We start from the raw sequence: 15,197 nt of genomic DNA, 5'->3' as shown, positions 1-15,197 counted from the left end.
CTCCGATCAGGCTCTACGTTGCAAAATGTTGGTGAATTCTTCCATAAAACTTTCGTAGCGGACCAGCAAGCGGTCTACGTTGGCCGCAAAGCGGTTATAGGCGATCACAGCCGGGATCGCAGCGAACAGGCCGATCGCGGTGGCGACCAGCGCTTCGGCGATGCCTGGCGCGACCTGGCTCAATGTCGCCTGTGCCACATTGGATAAGCCGCGGAAGGAGTTCATAATGCCCCATACCGTGCCGAACAGGCCGATGTAAGGGCTGACCGAACCGACAGAAGCCAGGAAAGGCAGGTGTGAATCCAGGTAATCCAGCTCGCGGTTATAGGCGGCGCGCATGGCACGGCGGGTCGCTTCCATCACGTCGCTGACTTCAGCGTCTTTTTGCGCATCTTTTTGCTGTTTGTGGCGTATGAATTCTTTCAACCCGGCCTGGAAGATACTGGCCATGCCTTGCGGCGTTTTGCGGCCGGAGCTGATGCGCTCGTACAGCTCATTCAAATCACCACCAGACCAGAATTGCGCTTCAAACTGGTCGACATTCTCTGCGGCAGCCTTTAATGAAAACACTTTAATGAAGATATACCACCAGGAAGCCAGCGAGGTCAGCAGCAAGATCAGCATGACCACCTGTACCGGCAAACTTGCGCCGCTCACCAGGGTAAAAATCGACATATCGTTTGTGACATTCATGAAGACTCCAGTGCTATTTTGATACGGGCCGGAATACCCGTGGGTTTAAATGAATCCGCATTGACGCAGGCCACTTTGACCTGCGCTTCTAATAAAATCACATCGTCCCGCATGACCTGTTGCCGGCAGCTAAAACTGCCACGGCCCATCTCAGTCAATTGCGAAACCACTTTTAAATCATCATCAAGTTTGGCCGGCTTTTTAAACTGTATCTGCATGCTATGCAGCACAAATAACAGCTGCTCATCTTGTCGCAACGCGGCTTGAGCAAAGCCCAACCCGCGCAACCATTCTGTCCGCGCGCGCTCCATAAAGTTCAGATACTGGCTGTGATAGACCACGCCACCCGCATCCGTATCTTCGTAATACACACGCACTGCAAACTCAACCATGTTACTGCCCGGCGTCCTGCCATAAATCGCTATTGACCATGCCGGACGGGGCTTTCAAGCCAAAATGCTGATAGGTTAACATGGTGGCAACTCGCCCACGCGGCGTGCGCATCAAGTAGCCTTGCTGAATCAGGTAAGGCTCCAGCACATCCTCTATGGTATCGCGCTCTTCGCCAATGGCTGCCGCCAGGTTATCCAGCCCGACCGGGCCGCCGCCAAATTTCTCTACCACCGCTTGCAACAACTTGCGGTCCATCACATCCAGCCCTTGCTGATCTACATCCAGCATTTTCAAAGCGGCATCGGCGATCAGATTGGTGACCACGCCATCAGACTTCACCTGCGCATAATCACGTACCCGCCGCAACAAGCGGTTGGCGATGCGCGGCGTACCACGCGCCCTGCGCGCAATTTCAACTGCCCCTGCCTGTTGCATTTCCACTTCTAGCAAACTAGCCGAGCGCGCCACAATTTTGGCCAACTCGTCATGACTATAGAATTCCAGACGCGCCACGATCCCAAATCTGTCACGCAAAGGATTAGTCAGCATCCCGGCACGTGTCGTGGCACCCACTAAAGTAAATGGTGGCAAGTCCAAACGTACGCTGCGTGCTGCCGGGCCTTCCCCTATCATGATATCCAGCCGGTAATCTTCCATTGCCGGATACAGGATCTCTTCCACCACCGGACTTAAGCGGTGAATCTCATCGATAAACAGGACATCATTAGGCTCAAGATTAGTCAGCAGCGCTGCCAGATCGCCGGCGCGCTCCAGCACCGGACCGGAAGTCATGCGCAGGTTGACGCCCATTTCTTTGGCGATGATATGGGCCAGTGTAGTTTTACCGAGGCCAGGCGGGCCGAACAGCAGCACATGGTCCAGCGCTTCCTGGCGGCCACGCGCGGCATTGATAAAGATCTCGAGTTGACCGCGCGCTTTTTCCTGGCCGACGTACTCATCCAGCACTTTGGGTCGTAGCGCCCGCTCCAGCGCTTCTTCCTGAACGCTGACCGTAGCCGGGGCAACAAGTCTATCGGTTTCTATCATGGGATGGTCGGGGATGAGGTCATGAAACACTTAAAAGTGGTGCCAGTTTAATCAGTGCAGGACATCATTGCCGCTAATTATAGAAGTTATTTTTTATGCATCATACCATGGCGCGAGATAGCATGGTGCGCCGGACCATTAGCGGCAATATTATTTGCGCTTTTGGCTTATTTGGACAGGTATTTTAGCGCCTGGCGGATACCGTCACTGACGCTCACGCCTGGTTCCAGCAATTTGATGGTGGCCAGCGCTTCGCGCTCATGGTAACCCAGCGCCACCAGCGCATTGAGGATATCATCGGTCGCCGCTTTGGCCACTGGCTGTGCCGAGGTGGAACCGCTCACCACAAACTTGTCTTTCAGCTCCAGCAACAGGCGTTCTGCAGTTTTTTTGCCTATGCCTGGCACACGCGTCAGCATGGCGACCTCTTGCTGGCTGACAGCCAGCATCAGGTCATTGACACTGACGCCACTTAAGATAGACAGCGCCGATTTTGCGCCTATGCCATTCACTTTCAGCAACTGCTTGAAAGTATTCTTTTCTTGCTCGCTACCAAAACCATACAGCAATTGTGCGTCTTCACGCACCACCATGTGGGTGAGCAACTGCACCGGTTGGCCGAGCTCGGGCAGGTTATAAAACGTGCTCATGGGCACCTCAACCTCGTAGCCTACACCATTGCAATCTACCACTATCAGCGGCGGTGACTTTTCCAGCAAACGACCATTCAGACGTGCAATCATACTAACCTTCCATTTTTGACCCTGAGGCCGGTGGTTGCCAGTGCACCCAGCCCCTGGCCGCCATGGGCATGGCAAATGGCACATGCCAGCGCATCTGCCGAATCAGGGCTAGGGTTTGCAGGGAGTTTTAACAGGCGTTTGACCATTTCCTGCACCTGTTCTTTTTGGGCGTGGCCGTTGCCGACCACGGATTGTTTGACCTGTAATGCGGTGTATTCTGCCACTGACAAATGCCTGATGACTGCCGCCGAAATGGCTGCGCCGCGGGCTTGCCCCAGCAACAGCGTGGATTGCGGGTTGACATTCACAAACACCTTTTCAATCGCCACCTGGGTCGGCTGGTAGGTATCTATCACCTCAAACAGGCCGTCCAGTATGACTTTCAGGCGCTCGGGCAATGCTTCTTTTTCTGCCTCGCCAGCCACACTTTTTTTGGCAGATGCAGTTTTGATCACACCGCTGGTGACATAGCTGAGTTTGCCACCCACGGTCTCTATCACACCAAAGCCAGTCACCCGCAGGCCGGGGTCTATGCCCAGGATACGCTGCACTGTCATGGCCGTTGCGCCGCAGAAAAACGCACTAGCTCTCTTCTATCACGGCAGAGGTATACACATCCTGCACATCGTCGAGATCTTCCAGCATATCGAGGATCTTTTGCATCTTGACTGCATCGTCGCCGGTAAACACTACTTCATTGAGTGGTTTCATGGTCACTTGCGCCATGACTGCTTTCAGGCCGGCGGCTTCCAGCGCTTCTTTTACTGTCACAAAATCATTCGGCGCGGTGATCACTTCTATACTGCCATCTTCATCGGTGATGATATCTTCTGCGCCGGCTTCCAGTGCGGCTTCCATCACCGCATCTTCTGACACACCCGGTTCAAATACCAGCTGGCCACAGTGCTTGAACATAAATGCCACGCTACCGTCTGTGCCCAGATTGCCGCCGTGCTTGGTTAGCGCATGACGCACATCCATCACCGCACGCTGCCGGTTATCGGTCAGGCAATCGATAATGATAGAGGCACCATTGATGCCATAACCTTCATAACGTATCTCTTCGTAGTTCACACCTTCCAGCTCACCAGTGCCTTTTTTGATGGCACGCGTGATATTGTCCGAAGGCATGTTTTCTTCTTTGGCAGCGGCAACGGCTGCCCGCAGGCGCGGGTTCATCGCGATATCACCGCCGCTCAGCCTGGCTGATACGGTGATCTCTTTAATCAACTTGGTGAATATTTTGCCGCGCTTGGCATCCTGGCGACCTTTACGGTGCTGGATATTGGCCCATTTACTATGTCCCGCCATGGAATGTCCTTATCAGTCTATGCTGCAATGGTTGTTATCTTAAAAATGGCGATTTTACCACAGCGCACGCAGCGGATTTTCATTGTTCAGCCACAATCATCCCACTGTGCAATCCTTTATATCCTGCTATTCACAAGCCCAAATAACAAACCCGGCTTGCGATTTTTCACCACGCAACTTCGGAATTTACATATGCAAAACTGGTTTTTTTGCATAATAAAGAAATGTTAGTATTTGTTTCCCCTTGTAACCAGACATCCTGATTTCGTTGCAAGGGGAATCTTTATAGCGATGTTTCTACTCACGATAAATATCGCCATAAAGCCTGGAGAAGTAAAGAAAACAAATTAAGGAGAAGTGTATGGCATTACTCAAAACCCTGACTTTTGGATTATTTGGCACCGTCAATGATGTGATTGATGGTACCCAGGCGAAGTTGAATAGCTTACTTCCGCAAGTCATCACCCCGGTGGATAACACTGTAGACCATTTGCTCGCTGGTAGCGGCAGCCTGTTAAATGTGGGAGGCTTAGTGAACACAGTGACGGGTACTGTCGGTGGTGTGGTCAATACGGTTAACCAAACCGTCGGCCATAGTGTCGCAGAAGTAGGTACGCTGGTAAACGGAACCACTGCTTTGGCTGGCGATGTGGTGGCGGGCACCGGAGATTTGCTGGAGGACGTCACCGGCGTGCTGGCCAATACCACCACGAAGCTTGGTGAGGCGGTCGGCAGTACCACCAGCCTGGTGGATGTTGAAGCCGTGGTAGGTACCGTCAACAATATCGTGGGTGACGTAGTGCATGCTACCAATACGCTGCTGGATCAGACAGCTACCACTGTCGGTGCTACTGTGAATGGCGCGACCGCTACTGTGGGCACTTTGTTGACCGATGTCACGACAGAAATCGCCGCACTCGTGAATGGCGCCGGCGATGGCGCACCAGCAGATGTCACATCTGTAGTGGGTGGCGTGGTTGGCACGGTTTCAGGTGTAGTAGCAGGTGCGCCAGAAACCGTGGGCAATTTGCTTGATAGTGCAACCGGCCTGGTGGATATCAGCGGTTTACTGGGTAGCGTCACCAATGTGGTGGACAATGTGACCAGTCAGGTGGATGTGGGTGGATTGCTCGGCAATGTCACAGGTTTGCTGGATGTGAATGGTGTGGTCAACACCGTTAGCGGCGTGACTCAAAGTGTCACCGGCGAAGTGCTGAATGTTGCGGACGTATTGTTTGAAACCACCGATGGTTTGCTGGACAGCGTGATTGCTGCTGCCGGCGACATTACTGCCACAACACCAGCCGTGACTGCCGGCTTGACACATGCAGTAGGTGATTTAACCCATGCAGTGGGCGACTTAGGTTCAGTACTCGGCAATCTGCTGGGTGGAGTAAACAACGGCTTGCACGAACTGGCTTGATAGCCAGCATGAATGGAAAAGCCCGCATCTGCGGGCTTTTTTATATGGCTTTCACCGGTTTCGGCTGCTCGCGGATAGTAACCCACGAGATCACCAGCAGCGCAAATGCAATCAATACCATACCGATAGACTCCATCGCATCGGGCACTTCACCCAGTTGTATCCAGGCAGCAATCACTCCTATCACCGGCGCCAGCATAGAACCCATGCTCGCGACACCTGCGGTTAATCGTTGCAGGGCAAACAGCCATAACAGCCAGGCAAATGCGCCACAGAGAATCACATTGAACAACACCGCACCTATCAAATAGGGCTGCCACATAATGGGCGGCGCAGGCACCAAGAAAGCAATCGCGATCATCGGTAGTGAGCCCAGCAACATCGGCCAGGCAGTGAGATTGATCAGATCCAGCTCAGGGTGGCGTCTGTGCAGTTTTTTGGTCATGATGACTGATAATGACCAGGAGATGCCGGAAATCACTGCCAGTGTCATGCTGAAAGCATCGGCCCGGATATGCAGCGGATCAAAGATAAACAGCATGCCGAGCACGGCAGAGATCACCGCCAGCCATTGCCAGCCATGCACGCGCTCACCGAGCAAGGGCCACGCGAATAATAATGTCCAGAACGGCATGGTGTAAGTGAGCACCGCTGTTTTACCTGCGCCGCCCTCCACCAATGCCCACATCAGCACGCCGGTAAAGCCTACATTCTGCAGCAGGCCCAGCACCAGCATGGTTGGGAATTCTGTCAGCCGCATTGAACGCCGCATGACATACAACACCAGAAACAGCACCAGCGCACCGAAAAAAGTGCGCATGGCGGCAAACTGGAACGGCCCGGCATAATGCAGCGCACTCTTCATCACCACCCAGTTGTAGCCCCAGATGATGGCAAGGGCTAACAAGGCGGTAAGTGCCTGTGAACGCTGTTTAACCAGTTGATCCATTTTGTTTGTCTCTGGTGGTTGTGTTTAGGAAAAGCGGGGGATCAGTTCCAGATATGCGTCACAGCCAGCCACTGACCATCGGCCTGTTTCTGGAATACTACTTGCACATTGCCGCCAAACTGCTGTTTGACACCGTCTTCACCGACCATCGCGCCTGCCCAGTTACCTGTTTGCGTAGCCAGGCTGTCAGTTACGATCGCTTCTTTCATGGTCAGCGCGTGCTCAATCACACCGGCCTGTATCAAACCGCCAAAAAAATCAGCGATCGCCTGGCGGCCTTTGACTGGCTCACCGGCCGGGGCTGGCAATGCGATGGCAGTTTCAGCATATAAAGCGGCGATCGCCTGGGTGTTTTTGCTGTTGAAAGCGGCATCAAATTGCGTGTTCAATGTTTTTAAAGTGTCTACTACTGTGGTCATGGCAAAACTCCTTGGTAAATCTTATAAATTACTGATTGAAATCCCAGGCCGATATCCCATCGTCTATCACGCCCAAAATACTTTGCAAATCACTACGCTGGCTCTCTGACAAGCCCTGCATGCACAAACGCAGACGGCTGTAATAATCCGGCATCACCGCATCCAGCTTGGCCTGCCCGGCAGCAGTCAGTTTGATCTGCACACTGCGCCTGTCCTGCAGCGCAGAAACACGTTGCACCAAACCGCCTTGTTCCAGGCCGTCAAGCAAACCGGTCATGGTGGCGCGTGTCACCCCCAGCTTTTCTGCCAGCACCGAAGGTTGTGAGGTCAGATCACGCTCACGCATCAGCAGGATCAGCACCCACCAGCGCCCCTGTAACAGCTCATGCTTGCTCAGGCAGGCATCCAGCGCTACTGACAGATCAGTTGCTACCCTGAGCAACATCAAAAAGCTGGCAATCGCAGTCACGTCAGCAGCAGGGTAACGCTCAGCAAAGCGCTGTAGTACTTCTTGCGAGGGAAGGTCTCTAAGCTGCAACATAATTAGTGACATTATAGTTAGCTTCCTAACTATGTCAAGTGCAACTAAAAGTTTGCAAGTTAACAAGTGCCTATAAAGTTTGGAAACTGGGATTACTTAAACTGCGGTAGCACGAATTCGCACAATTCCTGAAGTACTTCTTTTGCAGGGCGTTTTCCAAACTTCAAATTAAACATGATGTGATCGATACCAATCTGCTGTGTCCCTTCCAGGTATTTCATCAATAGATTTCTACCCAATCGATACCCCAAGTGGATCGGGGATGGCCCTTCGTCAGGATCATCAGCTAGGTCAACCATAAATGACTGAGAAATTGGTTTGTAAATGCCCTGGTGGCGTTTCGACAGCTCTTTCCACTGTCGAATCAGATTGGCTTGAGCTTCAAAATTTCTTGGATAGGTGATCCAGCCATCTGCATTATCAGCAACCCATTCCAGGTTTTGCTGACTGAAGCCTGTAATCAAAATTGGTGGCCTGACGGAAACAGGCTTGGGTACGACATCTGCACCGGCTAGCAGTCCGTAGCGGCTCTCAATGTTTGGGTATTGTTTTTCCCAAACGGCTTTCAATATCTCCAGATTCTCTCTAAATGCTTGGCCTCTTGATTCAAAATCTACCGCAAAAGCTGGAAATTCAACGACTCTATCGCCTGAAGCAACGCCAAGTAACAATCGACCATTGGATAATTGGTCTATACTCGCAGCCGCTTTGGCTGTATGTAATGGATGTCTTAAGGGCAGTACGATTGCTCCAGTCAGCAAAGCAATCTCTTTCGTGTGTGCTGCCATATAACCCAGGTAAGTCCATACATCGTAAATCTGGCCATTATCACCAAAGTTTGGATCTCGTAACGGCACATCTCTGAATAGCAGGCTAGAGAAACCATTTTGTTCCGCATACTGTGCAAGCTCAACCTGGCCCTGCATAGTCGGCTGATCACCGGTATAGGCTTCGATAGGCTGGAATAGCCCAAAAGTTAACTTACCTGGCATGAAAGCCTTCAGATATCCGTGGTTGGCTGTTGGTTGCTGAGACGCATTCGGGGTAAGCATGATAGGTATTCGAGAGTTTAAGAGTGGATGACCCACTTCGGGCCATCCAATCGAGGCGCTATAAAACTGGAATTACCAAACTTGGTAAGTTTGACCTGTTTGATGACCTTCAACGCTCTTCCGGTAAGCTTTAGCAACCAGAGCGGCAGGCACTGGAGTAGTCCCAGGTACACCTAAACCGTACAGGTGCCAGGACTCTTCCAACACATTTGGACTGACGGAGTTGATACGACGACCTCCTTCGAGCTCTACAGATACGCCACGGATGAAACCATCTACGGAAGAGTTAACTGTAGTGAAGCTTGCCCCACCGCGATGTGGATCATGGCTCAAGCTACCGCTGGTCAAAGTGATAGAACCACCTTCATTCAGGAATTTCTGACCTACCAGAGTCAGGTTAACCTGGCCCAGCAGTTTTTCGTTGATACCAATTTTGAATTCATCGGCTGTCATGTCTTTAAATGAACCCCAATGCACGTTACCAGCAGCGGCAATGATCGCATCGACTTTACCAACTTGATTAAACAAGTTCTCTACGCTTTGCACGCTAGTTAAATCTACATTGTGTTGGCCACTAGATTTACCAGCCGTGATAATTTCATGTTGTTGACCCAGCTCAGCAATGATTGCTTTACCGATAGTACCTGATGCGCCGACTAATAGAACTTTCATCATATTCTCCTTGAGTGAAATTGCTTGTTTGTTGCTGGAGTGAATTATGTGACTATAATTACCAATGATAAATGGCGTAATATTAAAAATATATTTTACTGGGAGTAAAAGGTGGATCGCTTATTAAGCATTGAAGTCTTTGTGACAGTAGTGGAACTCGGTAGTTTTTCAGCTGCGGCAAATGTGTTTGATATCACGCCCGCCATGGTTAGCCGTCACGTCACCAGTTTGGAGGCTCAGCTTGGTGGAACCCTGTTAGCCAGAACGACGCGTAGTATGAAGCTGACTGAACTCGGGGATAACTATTATAAAAACTGCAAACACATACTAGGTTTGCTTAATGACGCTAATGCTGGCGCTGAGGCGATGACAAGCAAGCCAAGAGGAAACCTCAAGGTTAGTGCATCGTTAGGGTTTGGGGCTTTGGAGCTCGCCCCAAAAATAGCTCAATACTTGAAGCTTTTTCCTGAGGTCAACATTGAGTTATCTTTGACTGATCGTTATGTTGATATTATTGAAGAAGGCTTTGATGTGGCTATTCGCATTGGTGAGTTGAAAGACTCCTCGCTCAAAGCAAGAAAAATAGCCAACTTTGAGCTAATCATGTGCGCTTCACCTGAATATCTTCAAGAGCATGGCACGCCTCAGACCCCAGAGGAATTAATTGATCATGAGTGCCTGGAATTCACCAGCTGGGCAAGTAATGGCGGCTGGCATCTGATTGGAAAAACAAAGTCTAATAAAGTGCCAAGATTTATTGCTAATAACGGCCATGCATTACGCTTTGCAGCACTCGATGCTATCGGACTTATTTTGCAACCGAAAGGCTTGCTGAAAGCGGATTTGGCAAGTGGCCAGTTAGTAGAGATACTCAAAGCTTATGCACCCAAACCAAGGCCAGTGTATGCCGTGTACCCAAGCGAAAAGCATTTAGCACCCAAACTGTCTTCATTCGTTGATTTCTTAAGCAACTCTTTCAACAATCAATAATGCCCGACAGACTTTATTCATTTTCATCAAACATGGGTGTATATTAGTTATCCGAGATCATGGAAGGAGGAAGCGATGAAGACTCTTCAACAAGTACTCAACCTGAAAACACACCAGGGCATTATCAGCATTGCGCCCAACCGGCCGGTGTTTGATGCATTGGTGATTCTTGCCGAATACAAGATAGGCGCGCTGGCAGTGATCAAAGACGGCGAGCTGGTCGGTATTTTTTCTGAGCGCGATTATGCGCGCGAGATCATCCTCAAAGGCCGTTCCTCCAAAACCACCGAGGTGGCTGAGGTGATGACACAAAAGGTCATTACCGGCAAACCGGATGATCTGGTGGAATCTGCGATGAACACCATGCTGGAAAAACGCTTCCGGCACTTACCGGTGGTAGATCACGGCAAAATGCTGGGCATGCTGTCTATAGGCGATATCCTGAAAGAAACCATCAGTTATCAGCAAGAACTGATCAAACAGCTGGAAAGCTATATCCATAGCTAGCGACTATGCCCTGATACAGCTTGCAGCACTTGTATCAGGGATTTAAAAGCTGGCGTGACTACTTACTCGCCTGTGATGGTTACTCACCTATGATTTTGACCAGCACGCGCTTGTTACGCCTGCCATCAAACTCGCCGTAAAAGATCTGTTCCCACGGGCCAAAATCCAGCTGGCCTTCGGTCACCGCGACCACCACTTCCCTGCCCATGATTTGGCGTTTGATATGCGCATCTGCGTTATCCTCGCCGGTGTCGTTATGGCGGTAACCACTGACCGGCTCATGCGGCGCTAACTTTTCCAGCCAGATCTTGTAATCATGGTGCAGGCCACGCTCATCATCATTGATAAAAACGCTGGCAGAAATATGCATGGCGTTGATCAATACCAGGCCTTCTTTTACGCCGCTTTCGCGCACGCACGCCACCACATCCTGCGTGATATTCTTAAAATCCATACGCGCCGGAATGTTGAACCACAACTCTTTACGAAAACTTTTCATGCTGATCTCCTATCCCCAAGTAGTGGGATTTTAACATCTGCCACCCGGTTGAGTAGCTGCTGAATTCAAATGCCATAAAAACAAAAAGGCCTCGCTTGAGGCCTTTTTTGTGTCATGCCAGATTAACTATGCACATCTACCGTTTGCGTAAATGACTTGCCTTCATTATCGGTGGCAACGACTTCCAGCTTGCCTGGTGCATCGGGGATAAAGCTGAATTTCATATACGGGTCTTCACTGGTGCCTACGCCCACATCTACTGTCATCACCTCTTTGCCATTATAGGTAAAAGTCGCCTTATTGATATAAAACGCAGGCACATAGCCTTGCGATACCAGGTCGCGCTGCAGGCCGGTACGCATCACATGCTTGATGTTAAAAGTGGTGGTGGCGGGCTCGCCAAACTTGGACGCGTCTACATTGAGTTTGATCTTGCCTGCGGCAGCGCGCACTTCGGATTCATTATTGTCTACCGTACCGCCACAGCCACCGGCAGCGCGTATCTCGCGTTTGGTCATATACAGCTTGCCTTCCGCCGTCTCGCCGATCAGGCGCACAAACGAATCAGATTCCTGGCGTATCCTGGTCGCCAGCTGAAAGCCGTTTAAACGATCGGTCAAATGGTAGGTTGAAGCCAGCTGGATAGGGTTGGCATCGACGATCACATATAGTTTCTTGATCGCCACGCCGTTGGCCGCCGCTTTATCATAGATCAGCGTCACCGGCACCTGGGCACCGCTCTCGGCACGTCGAGGCGCTTCTATCTTCAGAAAATCCACTTCCTGAATATCGCGTTTGGGAAAGAATGCTTCTTTAACCACCGTCCACAGTTTCGGGTCTGCCTCAGCCTGCGCCAGGCCACTAAAACCCAGACTACTTAAACATAAGGCAGAAATGCCTGCCCAGCTCCATATTGTTTTCATCGTTTTCCCCATCCATGTCGTCTTGTAATTATTGCTATTGCATTGCAGCCATTCTCTACCGAAAACACAAATTCAATCTGTGATTGCCATCACACATTTGCCAGACTTATGCCAGCTTGCTGGGGTCACCCGAAGGACGCATTTCGTAGCTGGGGTCGGCAAACTCTTCAAAATTCAGTTCTACACCGTTGCCTGCCGGGTCGCGCAGGTTGATCTGGCGTATGCCATTAGCCAGCGTGCGGCTGGTGTAGGCCAGGTCATGCGCTTGCAGGCGCGCTTCCATCTCCGGCATATCGGTACAGGTGAACGACACATGGTCGAAAGTGCCATGCACATGCAATTGCGGCGCTTCTGCAGTTTTATATTCGGCCAGGTGTATCACGTCGTTATCGCCTATATACAGCCAGTAGCCGTAGGTGGTGCTGGCGACACGCTTGCCAACCGTGAGCCCCAGCACATCGCAATAAAAATCACGCAGCTTGTGCATGGTGTCTCTATCGGAGCGGAAATTGACATGATTGATTTCGGTCAGTGGCATGATTACCTTATGAATTCATTGTTGCAAGTGGGCAACTATAGTACAAAACTGGTTGCGGACAAACTAATGCGTTGCTATCAATGCCCTGAAAATTGACACAAGGCAAATCCGTGTACGCCGGCGCTGGCCAATTGTTGCATGCCGCCTAGCTCTGGCAGGTTGATGACGAACGCCGCCTGCTCTACCACGCCGCCTAATTGACGTACCAGGGCCACTGCTGCCAGCGCGGTGCCGCCGGTGGCGATCAGGTCATCCACCAGCAATATGCGCTCTCCCGGCGCTATGGCGTCCTCATGCACCTCTAGCGCGTCACTGCCATATTCCAGCTGATAGGCTTGCGAAATGGTGGCCCATGGCAGCTTGCCAGGTTTGCGCGCAGGCACAAAACCGGCGCCCAGCCTGACTGCCAGCGCCGCACCTATGATAAAGCCACGGGCTTCCATGGCGACCACCTTATCGAACTGATGGCCGGCATAGGCTTGGGCCAGCGCGTCAATCGCTGCGGCAAAGCCTTGTTTGTCCTGCAACAAGGTGGTGATATCCCTGAACTGGATACCCGGTTGCGGATGGTCAGGGATAGTGCGTATCAATGCCTCAAACATAATCACCTTTATTTAATTTAAAATAAAAAAGCGCGCCCGGATGGACGCGCTTTGCATGAAGCCTGGCCAGTGCGGCCTATGCCGTTACCAGCATGCTTAGCTGGCAGCGGTATTTTGCTGACGTACGCGTATATGTAACTCGCGCAACTGTTTCTCATCTACCTCGTTAGGGGCATTGGTCATCAGGCACTGCGCGCGCTGCGTTTTCGGGAAAGCGATCACATCACGGATAGATTCAGCGCCTGTCATCAATGTCACCAGTCTATCCAGGCCAAAAGCCAGGCCGCCGTGCGGTGGTGCGCCGTATTGCAGGGCGTCGAGCAGGAAACCGAATTTCTCCTGCGCTTCTTCCTTGCTGATCTTCAATGCATCGAATACTTTGGATTGCACGTCCTGTTTGTGGATACGCACAGAACCGCCACCCACTTCCCAGCCGTTCAACACCATGTCGTAGGCTTTGGATAAGCAGGCACCAGGATTGCTGACCAACAGGTCTTCATGGCCGTCTTTAGGCGCGGTGAACGGGTGATGCAAGGCCACCCAGCGGTCATTTTCTTCATCATGCTCAAACATAGGGAAATCAACCACCCACAATGGTGCCCACTGGCGTCCATCGACATGGCCTTTTTCGTGACCGACTTTGCTGCGCAATGCGCCCAGCGCTTCGTTGACGATCTTGGCCTTGTCGGCACCAAAAAACACGATGTCGCCGTTTTGCGCACCGGTGCGCTCAATGATGGCCTGCAACGCATTGACGTGTATATTCTTGACGATAGGGCTTTGCAGACCTTCTTCGTTCAGTTTGCTGATGTCGTTGATCTTGATATAGGCCAGGCCTTTGGCACCGTAGATTTTGACAAACTCGGTGTAAGCATCGATCTCGGAACGGCTGATAGCGGCACCGTTAGGTACGCGGATCGCCGCCACGCGCCCACCGGCCATATTGGCGGCACCGGCAAACACTTTAAAATCGACATCTTTCATGACATCGCTCAGTTCGGTGATCTCCAGCGTCACGCGCATATCCGGCTTGTCCGAACCGTAACGATTCATCGCTTCGCTGAATGGCATACGCGGGAACTGGGCTGGCAGGTCTACATCCTGCACCTTTTTCAGCATGCGGCGTATCATTTCTTCCACCAGGTCCATGATGTCGTTTTCTTCAAGGAATGAAGTTTCGATATCCACCTGGGTGAATTCCGGCTGGCGGTCTGCACGCAGATCTTCGTCACGGAAACATTTGGTGATCTGGAAATAACGGTCAAAACCGGCCACCATCAACAACTGCTTGAACAATTGCGGTGATTGCGGCAAAGCAAAGAACTGGCCGTGATGCACGCGTGAAGGCACCAGGTAGTCACGGGCACCTTCTGGCGTAGAGCGCGTCAGCATCGGGGTTTCTACTTCAATGAAACCGTTTTCGTCCAGGTAATCGCGCAGGTTTTTTGCGACCTTGTAGCGCAGCATCAGGTTTTTCTGCATGGCCGGGCGACGCAGATCGATATAGCGATGCTCCAGGCGCACGGTTTCTGTCAGGTTGTCATCATCCAGCATGAATGGTGGCGTCAGTGAAGCATTCAGCACTTCGATCTCAGTGGCCAGCATCTCGACTTCGCCGGTAGGCAGATTGGTGTTCACTGTGCCTTCAGGACGGGCACGCACTTTACACACCACGCGCAGCACAAATTCGTTACGTACGGTTTCTGCAATAGAGAACGCTTCCTTGGTGTCCGGGTCGATCACGATCTGCGCCAGGCCTTCACGGTCACGCAAATCAATAAAAATCACGCCCCCGTGGTCGCGACGCCTATGGGCCCAGCCACACAGTGTCACGGTTTGTCCGATATGTTCGCGGTTCAGGTGACCGCAGTAATGTGTACGCATCATATATATTT

General features: G+C 51.5%; 19 protein-coding genes. 3 read left to right on the top strand and 16 right to left on the bottom strand.

Annotated features, from left to right (window positions below; translation table 11 throughout):
* Nucleotides 1-6 precede the first annotated feature (6 nt).
* The 6 genes from tolQ to ACFQ1Z_RS09770 form a co-directional block, all read right to left on the bottom strand.
* Nucleotides 7-693 carry a protein TolQ gene (gene tolQ, locus ACFQ1Z_RS09795; protein ID WP_379057291.1) on the bottom strand — a complete coding sequence of 229 codons (687 nt, stop codon included), beginning with the start codon at nt 691-693 and terminating at the stop codon, nt 7-9.
* Nucleotides 690-1,085 (bottom strand): tol-pal system-associated acyl-CoA thioesterase, encoded by a 396-nt coding sequence (gene ybgC, locus ACFQ1Z_RS09790; protein ID WP_379057290.1) that lies wholly within the window; start codon nt 1,083-1,085, stop codon nt 690-692. Before ybgC ends, tolQ begins: the two co-directional genes overlap by 4 nt.
* A 1-nt stretch (nt 1,086) precedes the next feature.
* Entirely contained in the window at nt 1,087-2,133 is a 1,047-nt protein-coding gene (gene ruvB / locus ACFQ1Z_RS09785) for a Holliday junction branch migration DNA helicase RuvB (RefSeq protein ID WP_379057999.1), read from the bottom strand.
* A 167-nt stretch (nt 2,134-2,300) separates the two neighbouring features.
* Entirely contained in the window at nt 2,301-2,876 is a 576-nt protein-coding gene (ruvA, locus tag ACFQ1Z_RS09780) for a Holliday junction branch migration protein RuvA (RefSeq protein ID WP_379057288.1), read from the bottom strand.
* Nucleotides 2,873-3,433 (bottom strand): crossover junction endodeoxyribonuclease RuvC, encoded by a 561-nt coding sequence (gene ruvC, locus ACFQ1Z_RS09775; RefSeq protein WP_379057287.1) that lies wholly within the window; start codon nt 3,431-3,433, stop codon nt 2,873-2,875. The genes ruvA and ruvC overlap by 4 nt, the downstream gene beginning before the upstream one ends.
* Nucleotides 3,434-3,458: 25 nt before the next feature.
* Nucleotides 3,459-4,187 carry a YebC/PmpR family DNA-binding transcriptional regulator gene (locus ACFQ1Z_RS09770; RefSeq protein ID WP_379057285.1) on the bottom strand — a complete coding sequence of 243 codons (729 nt, stop codon included), beginning with the start codon at nt 4,185-4,187 and terminating at the stop codon, nt 3,459-3,461.
* A gap of 361 nt (nt 4,188-4,548) precedes the next feature.
* Here ACFQ1Z_RS09770 and ACFQ1Z_RS09765 point away from each other — a divergent pair, with 361 nt between their 5' ends.
* The gene (locus tag ACFQ1Z_RS09765; protein ID WP_379057284.1) at nt 4,549-5,610 is read left to right on the top strand and encodes a hypothetical protein; all 1,062 of its coding nucleotides are present in this window, start codon (nt 4,549-4,551) and stop codon (nt 5,608-5,610) included.
* Between the two features lie 40 nt (nt 5,611-5,650).
* On the opposite strand, the gene ACFQ1Z_RS09760 is transcribed toward ACFQ1Z_RS09765, so the two are convergent.
* From ACFQ1Z_RS09760 to ACFQ1Z_RS09740, 5 genes are all read right to left on the bottom strand, one after another.
* The gene (locus ACFQ1Z_RS09760; protein WP_379057282.1) at nt 5,651-6,559 is read right to left on the bottom strand and encodes a DMT family transporter; all 909 of its coding nucleotides are present in this window, start codon (nt 6,557-6,559) and stop codon (nt 5,651-5,653) included.
* Nucleotides 6,560-6,600: 41 nt separating this feature from the next.
* Nucleotides 6,601-6,978: a YybH family protein gene (locus ACFQ1Z_RS09755; RefSeq protein ID WP_379057280.1), complete on the bottom strand. Its 378-nt coding sequence runs from the start codon at nt 6,976-6,978 to the stop codon at nt 6,601-6,603.
* A 28-nt stretch (nt 6,979-7,006) separates the two neighbouring features.
* Nucleotides 7,007-7,519, bottom strand: coding sequence for a MarR family winged helix-turn-helix transcriptional regulator (locus ACFQ1Z_RS09750; protein WP_379057997.1), 513 nt, complete (start codon nt 7,517-7,519; stop codon nt 7,007-7,009).
* 92 nt (nt 7,520-7,611) lie between these two features.
* Nucleotides 7,612-8,571: an LLM class oxidoreductase gene (locus tag ACFQ1Z_RS09745; RefSeq protein ID WP_379057279.1), complete on the bottom strand. Its 960-nt coding sequence runs from the start codon at nt 8,569-8,571 to the stop codon at nt 7,612-7,614.
* A gap of 72 nt (nt 8,572-8,643) precedes the next feature.
* Nucleotides 8,644-9,246 (bottom strand): short chain dehydrogenase, encoded by a 603-nt coding sequence (locus ACFQ1Z_RS09740; protein ID WP_379057277.1) that lies wholly within the window; start codon nt 9,244-9,246, stop codon nt 8,644-8,646.
* Between the two features lie 108 nt (nt 9,247-9,354).
* On the opposite strand from ACFQ1Z_RS09740, the gene ACFQ1Z_RS09735 reads away from it, so the two are divergent.
* Together ACFQ1Z_RS09735 and ACFQ1Z_RS09730 are read left to right on the top strand one after the other, a co-directional pair.
* Nucleotides 9,355-10,233 (top strand): LysR family transcriptional regulator, encoded by an 879-nt coding sequence (locus ACFQ1Z_RS09735; protein ID WP_379057275.1) that lies wholly within the window; start codon nt 9,355-9,357, stop codon nt 10,231-10,233.
* Nucleotides 10,234-10,308: 75 nt separating this feature from the next.
* Nucleotides 10,309-10,740 carry a CBS domain-containing protein gene (locus ACFQ1Z_RS09730; protein ID WP_379057273.1) on the top strand — a complete coding sequence of 144 codons (432 nt, stop codon included), beginning with the start codon at nt 10,309-10,311 and terminating at the stop codon, nt 10,738-10,740.
* A 79-nt stretch (nt 10,741-10,819) separates the two neighbouring features.
* On the opposite strand, the gene ACFQ1Z_RS09725 is transcribed toward ACFQ1Z_RS09730, so the two are convergent.
* The 5 genes from ACFQ1Z_RS09725 to aspS all read right to left on the bottom strand — a co-directional run bounded on the left by ACFQ1Z_RS09725 (nt 10,820) and on the right by aspS (nt 15,189).
* Entirely contained in the window at nt 10,820-11,239 is a 420-nt protein-coding gene (locus ACFQ1Z_RS09725) for a secondary thiamine-phosphate synthase enzyme YjbQ (protein WP_379057272.1), read from the bottom strand.
* 122 nt (nt 11,240-11,361) lie between these two features.
* The gene (locus tag ACFQ1Z_RS09720) at nt 11,362-12,162 is read right to left on the bottom strand and encodes a quinoprotein dehydrogenase-associated SoxYZ-like carrier (protein WP_379057270.1); all 801 of its coding nucleotides are present in this window, start codon (nt 12,160-12,162) and stop codon (nt 11,362-11,364) included.
* A gap of 106 nt (nt 12,163-12,268) precedes the next feature.
* On the bottom strand, nt 12,269-12,700 hold the full coding sequence (locus ACFQ1Z_RS09715; RefSeq protein ID WP_379057268.1) for a VOC family protein: 432 nt from the start codon (nt 12,698-12,700) through the stop codon (nt 12,269-12,271).
* Between the two features lie 77 nt (nt 12,701-12,777).
* Nucleotides 12,778-13,305 (bottom strand): adenine phosphoribosyltransferase, encoded by a 528-nt coding sequence (locus ACFQ1Z_RS09710; RefSeq protein WP_449288891.1) that lies wholly within the window; start codon nt 13,303-13,305, stop codon nt 12,778-12,780.
* A 93-nt stretch (nt 13,306-13,398) separates the two neighbouring features.
* Nucleotides 13,399-15,189 carry an aspartate--tRNA ligase gene (gene aspS / locus ACFQ1Z_RS09705; protein WP_379057264.1) on the bottom strand — a complete coding sequence of 597 codons (1,791 nt, stop codon included), beginning with the start codon at nt 15,187-15,189 and terminating at the stop codon, nt 13,399-13,401.
* Between the last annotated feature and the right edge of the window lie 8 nt (nt 15,190-15,197).

It is taken from the genome of Methylophilus luteus (assembly GCF_042676265.1).
GTDB classification, from domain to species: Bacteria; Pseudomonadota; Gammaproteobacteria; order Burkholderiales; family Methylophilaceae; genus Methylophilus; species Methylophilus luteus.
The sequence above is the reverse complement of the archived record's forward strand: the minus strand, read 5'-3'. Positions and strand labels throughout refer to the sequence as shown.

Excerpts from the sequence above, each read along its gene's own strand:
- ACFQ1Z_RS09725 (WP_379057272.1), bottom strand. The coding sequence starts at position 11,239 with ATGAAAAGTTTTCGTAAAGAGTTGTGGTTCAACATTCCGGCGCGTATG.
- ACFQ1Z_RS09740 (WP_379057277.1), bottom strand. The coding sequence starts at position 9,246 with ATGATGAAAGTTCTATTAGTCGGCGCATCAGGTACTATCGGTAAAGCA.
- ACFQ1Z_RS09760 (WP_379057282.1), bottom strand. The coding sequence starts at position 6,559 with ATGGATCAACTGGTTAAACAGCGTTCACAGGCACTTACCGCCTTGTTA.
- ACFQ1Z_RS09730 (WP_379057273.1), top strand. The coding sequence starts at position 10,309 with ATGAAGACTCTTCAACAAGTACTCAACCTGAAAACACACCAGGGCATT.
- ruvB (WP_379057999.1), bottom strand. The coding sequence starts at position 2,133 with ATGATAGAAACCGATAGACTTGTTGCCCCGGCTACGGTCAGCGTTCAG.
- ruvC (WP_379057287.1), bottom strand. The coding sequence starts at position 3,433 with ATGACAGTGCAGCGTATCCTGGGCATAGACCCCGGCCTGCGGGTGACT.
- ACFQ1Z_RS09770 (WP_379057285.1), bottom strand. The coding sequence starts at position 4,187 with ATGGCGGGACATAGTAAATGGGCCAATATCCAGCACCGTAAAGGTCGC.
- ruvA (WP_379057288.1), bottom strand. The coding sequence starts at position 2,876 with ATGATTGCACGTCTGAATGGTCGTTTGCTGGAAAAGTCACCGCCGCTG.
- ACFQ1Z_RS09715 (WP_379057268.1), bottom strand. The coding sequence starts at position 12,700 with ATGCCACTGACCGAAATCAATCATGTCAATTTCCGCTCCGATAGAGAC.
- ACFQ1Z_RS09750 (WP_379057997.1), bottom strand. The coding sequence starts at position 7,519 with ATGTTGCAGCTTAGAGACCTTCCCTCGCAAGAAGTACTACAGCGCTTT.
- ACFQ1Z_RS09745 (WP_379057279.1), bottom strand. The coding sequence starts at position 8,571 with ATGCTTACCCCGAATGCGTCTCAGCAACCAACAGCCAACCACGGATAT.
- aspS (WP_379057264.1), bottom strand. The coding sequence starts at position 15,189 with ATGATGCGTACACATTACTGCGGTCACCTGAACCGCGAACATATCGGA.
- ACFQ1Z_RS09720 (WP_379057270.1), bottom strand. The coding sequence starts at position 12,162 with ATGAAAACAATATGGAGCTGGGCAGGCATTTCTGCCTTATGTTTAAGT.
- ACFQ1Z_RS09755 (WP_379057280.1), bottom strand. The coding sequence starts at position 6,978 with ATGACCACAGTAGTAGACACTTTAAAAACATTGAACACGCAATTTGAT.
- tolQ (WP_379057291.1), bottom strand. The coding sequence starts at position 693 with ATGAATGTCACAAACGATATGTCGATTTTTACCCTGGTGAGCGGCGCA.
- ACFQ1Z_RS09765 (WP_379057284.1), top strand. The coding sequence starts at position 4,549 with ATGGCATTACTCAAAACCCTGACTTTTGGATTATTTGGCACCGTCAAT.
- ybgC (WP_379057290.1), bottom strand. The coding sequence starts at position 1,085 with ATGGTTGAGTTTGCAGTGCGTGTGTATTACGAAGATACGGATGCGGGT.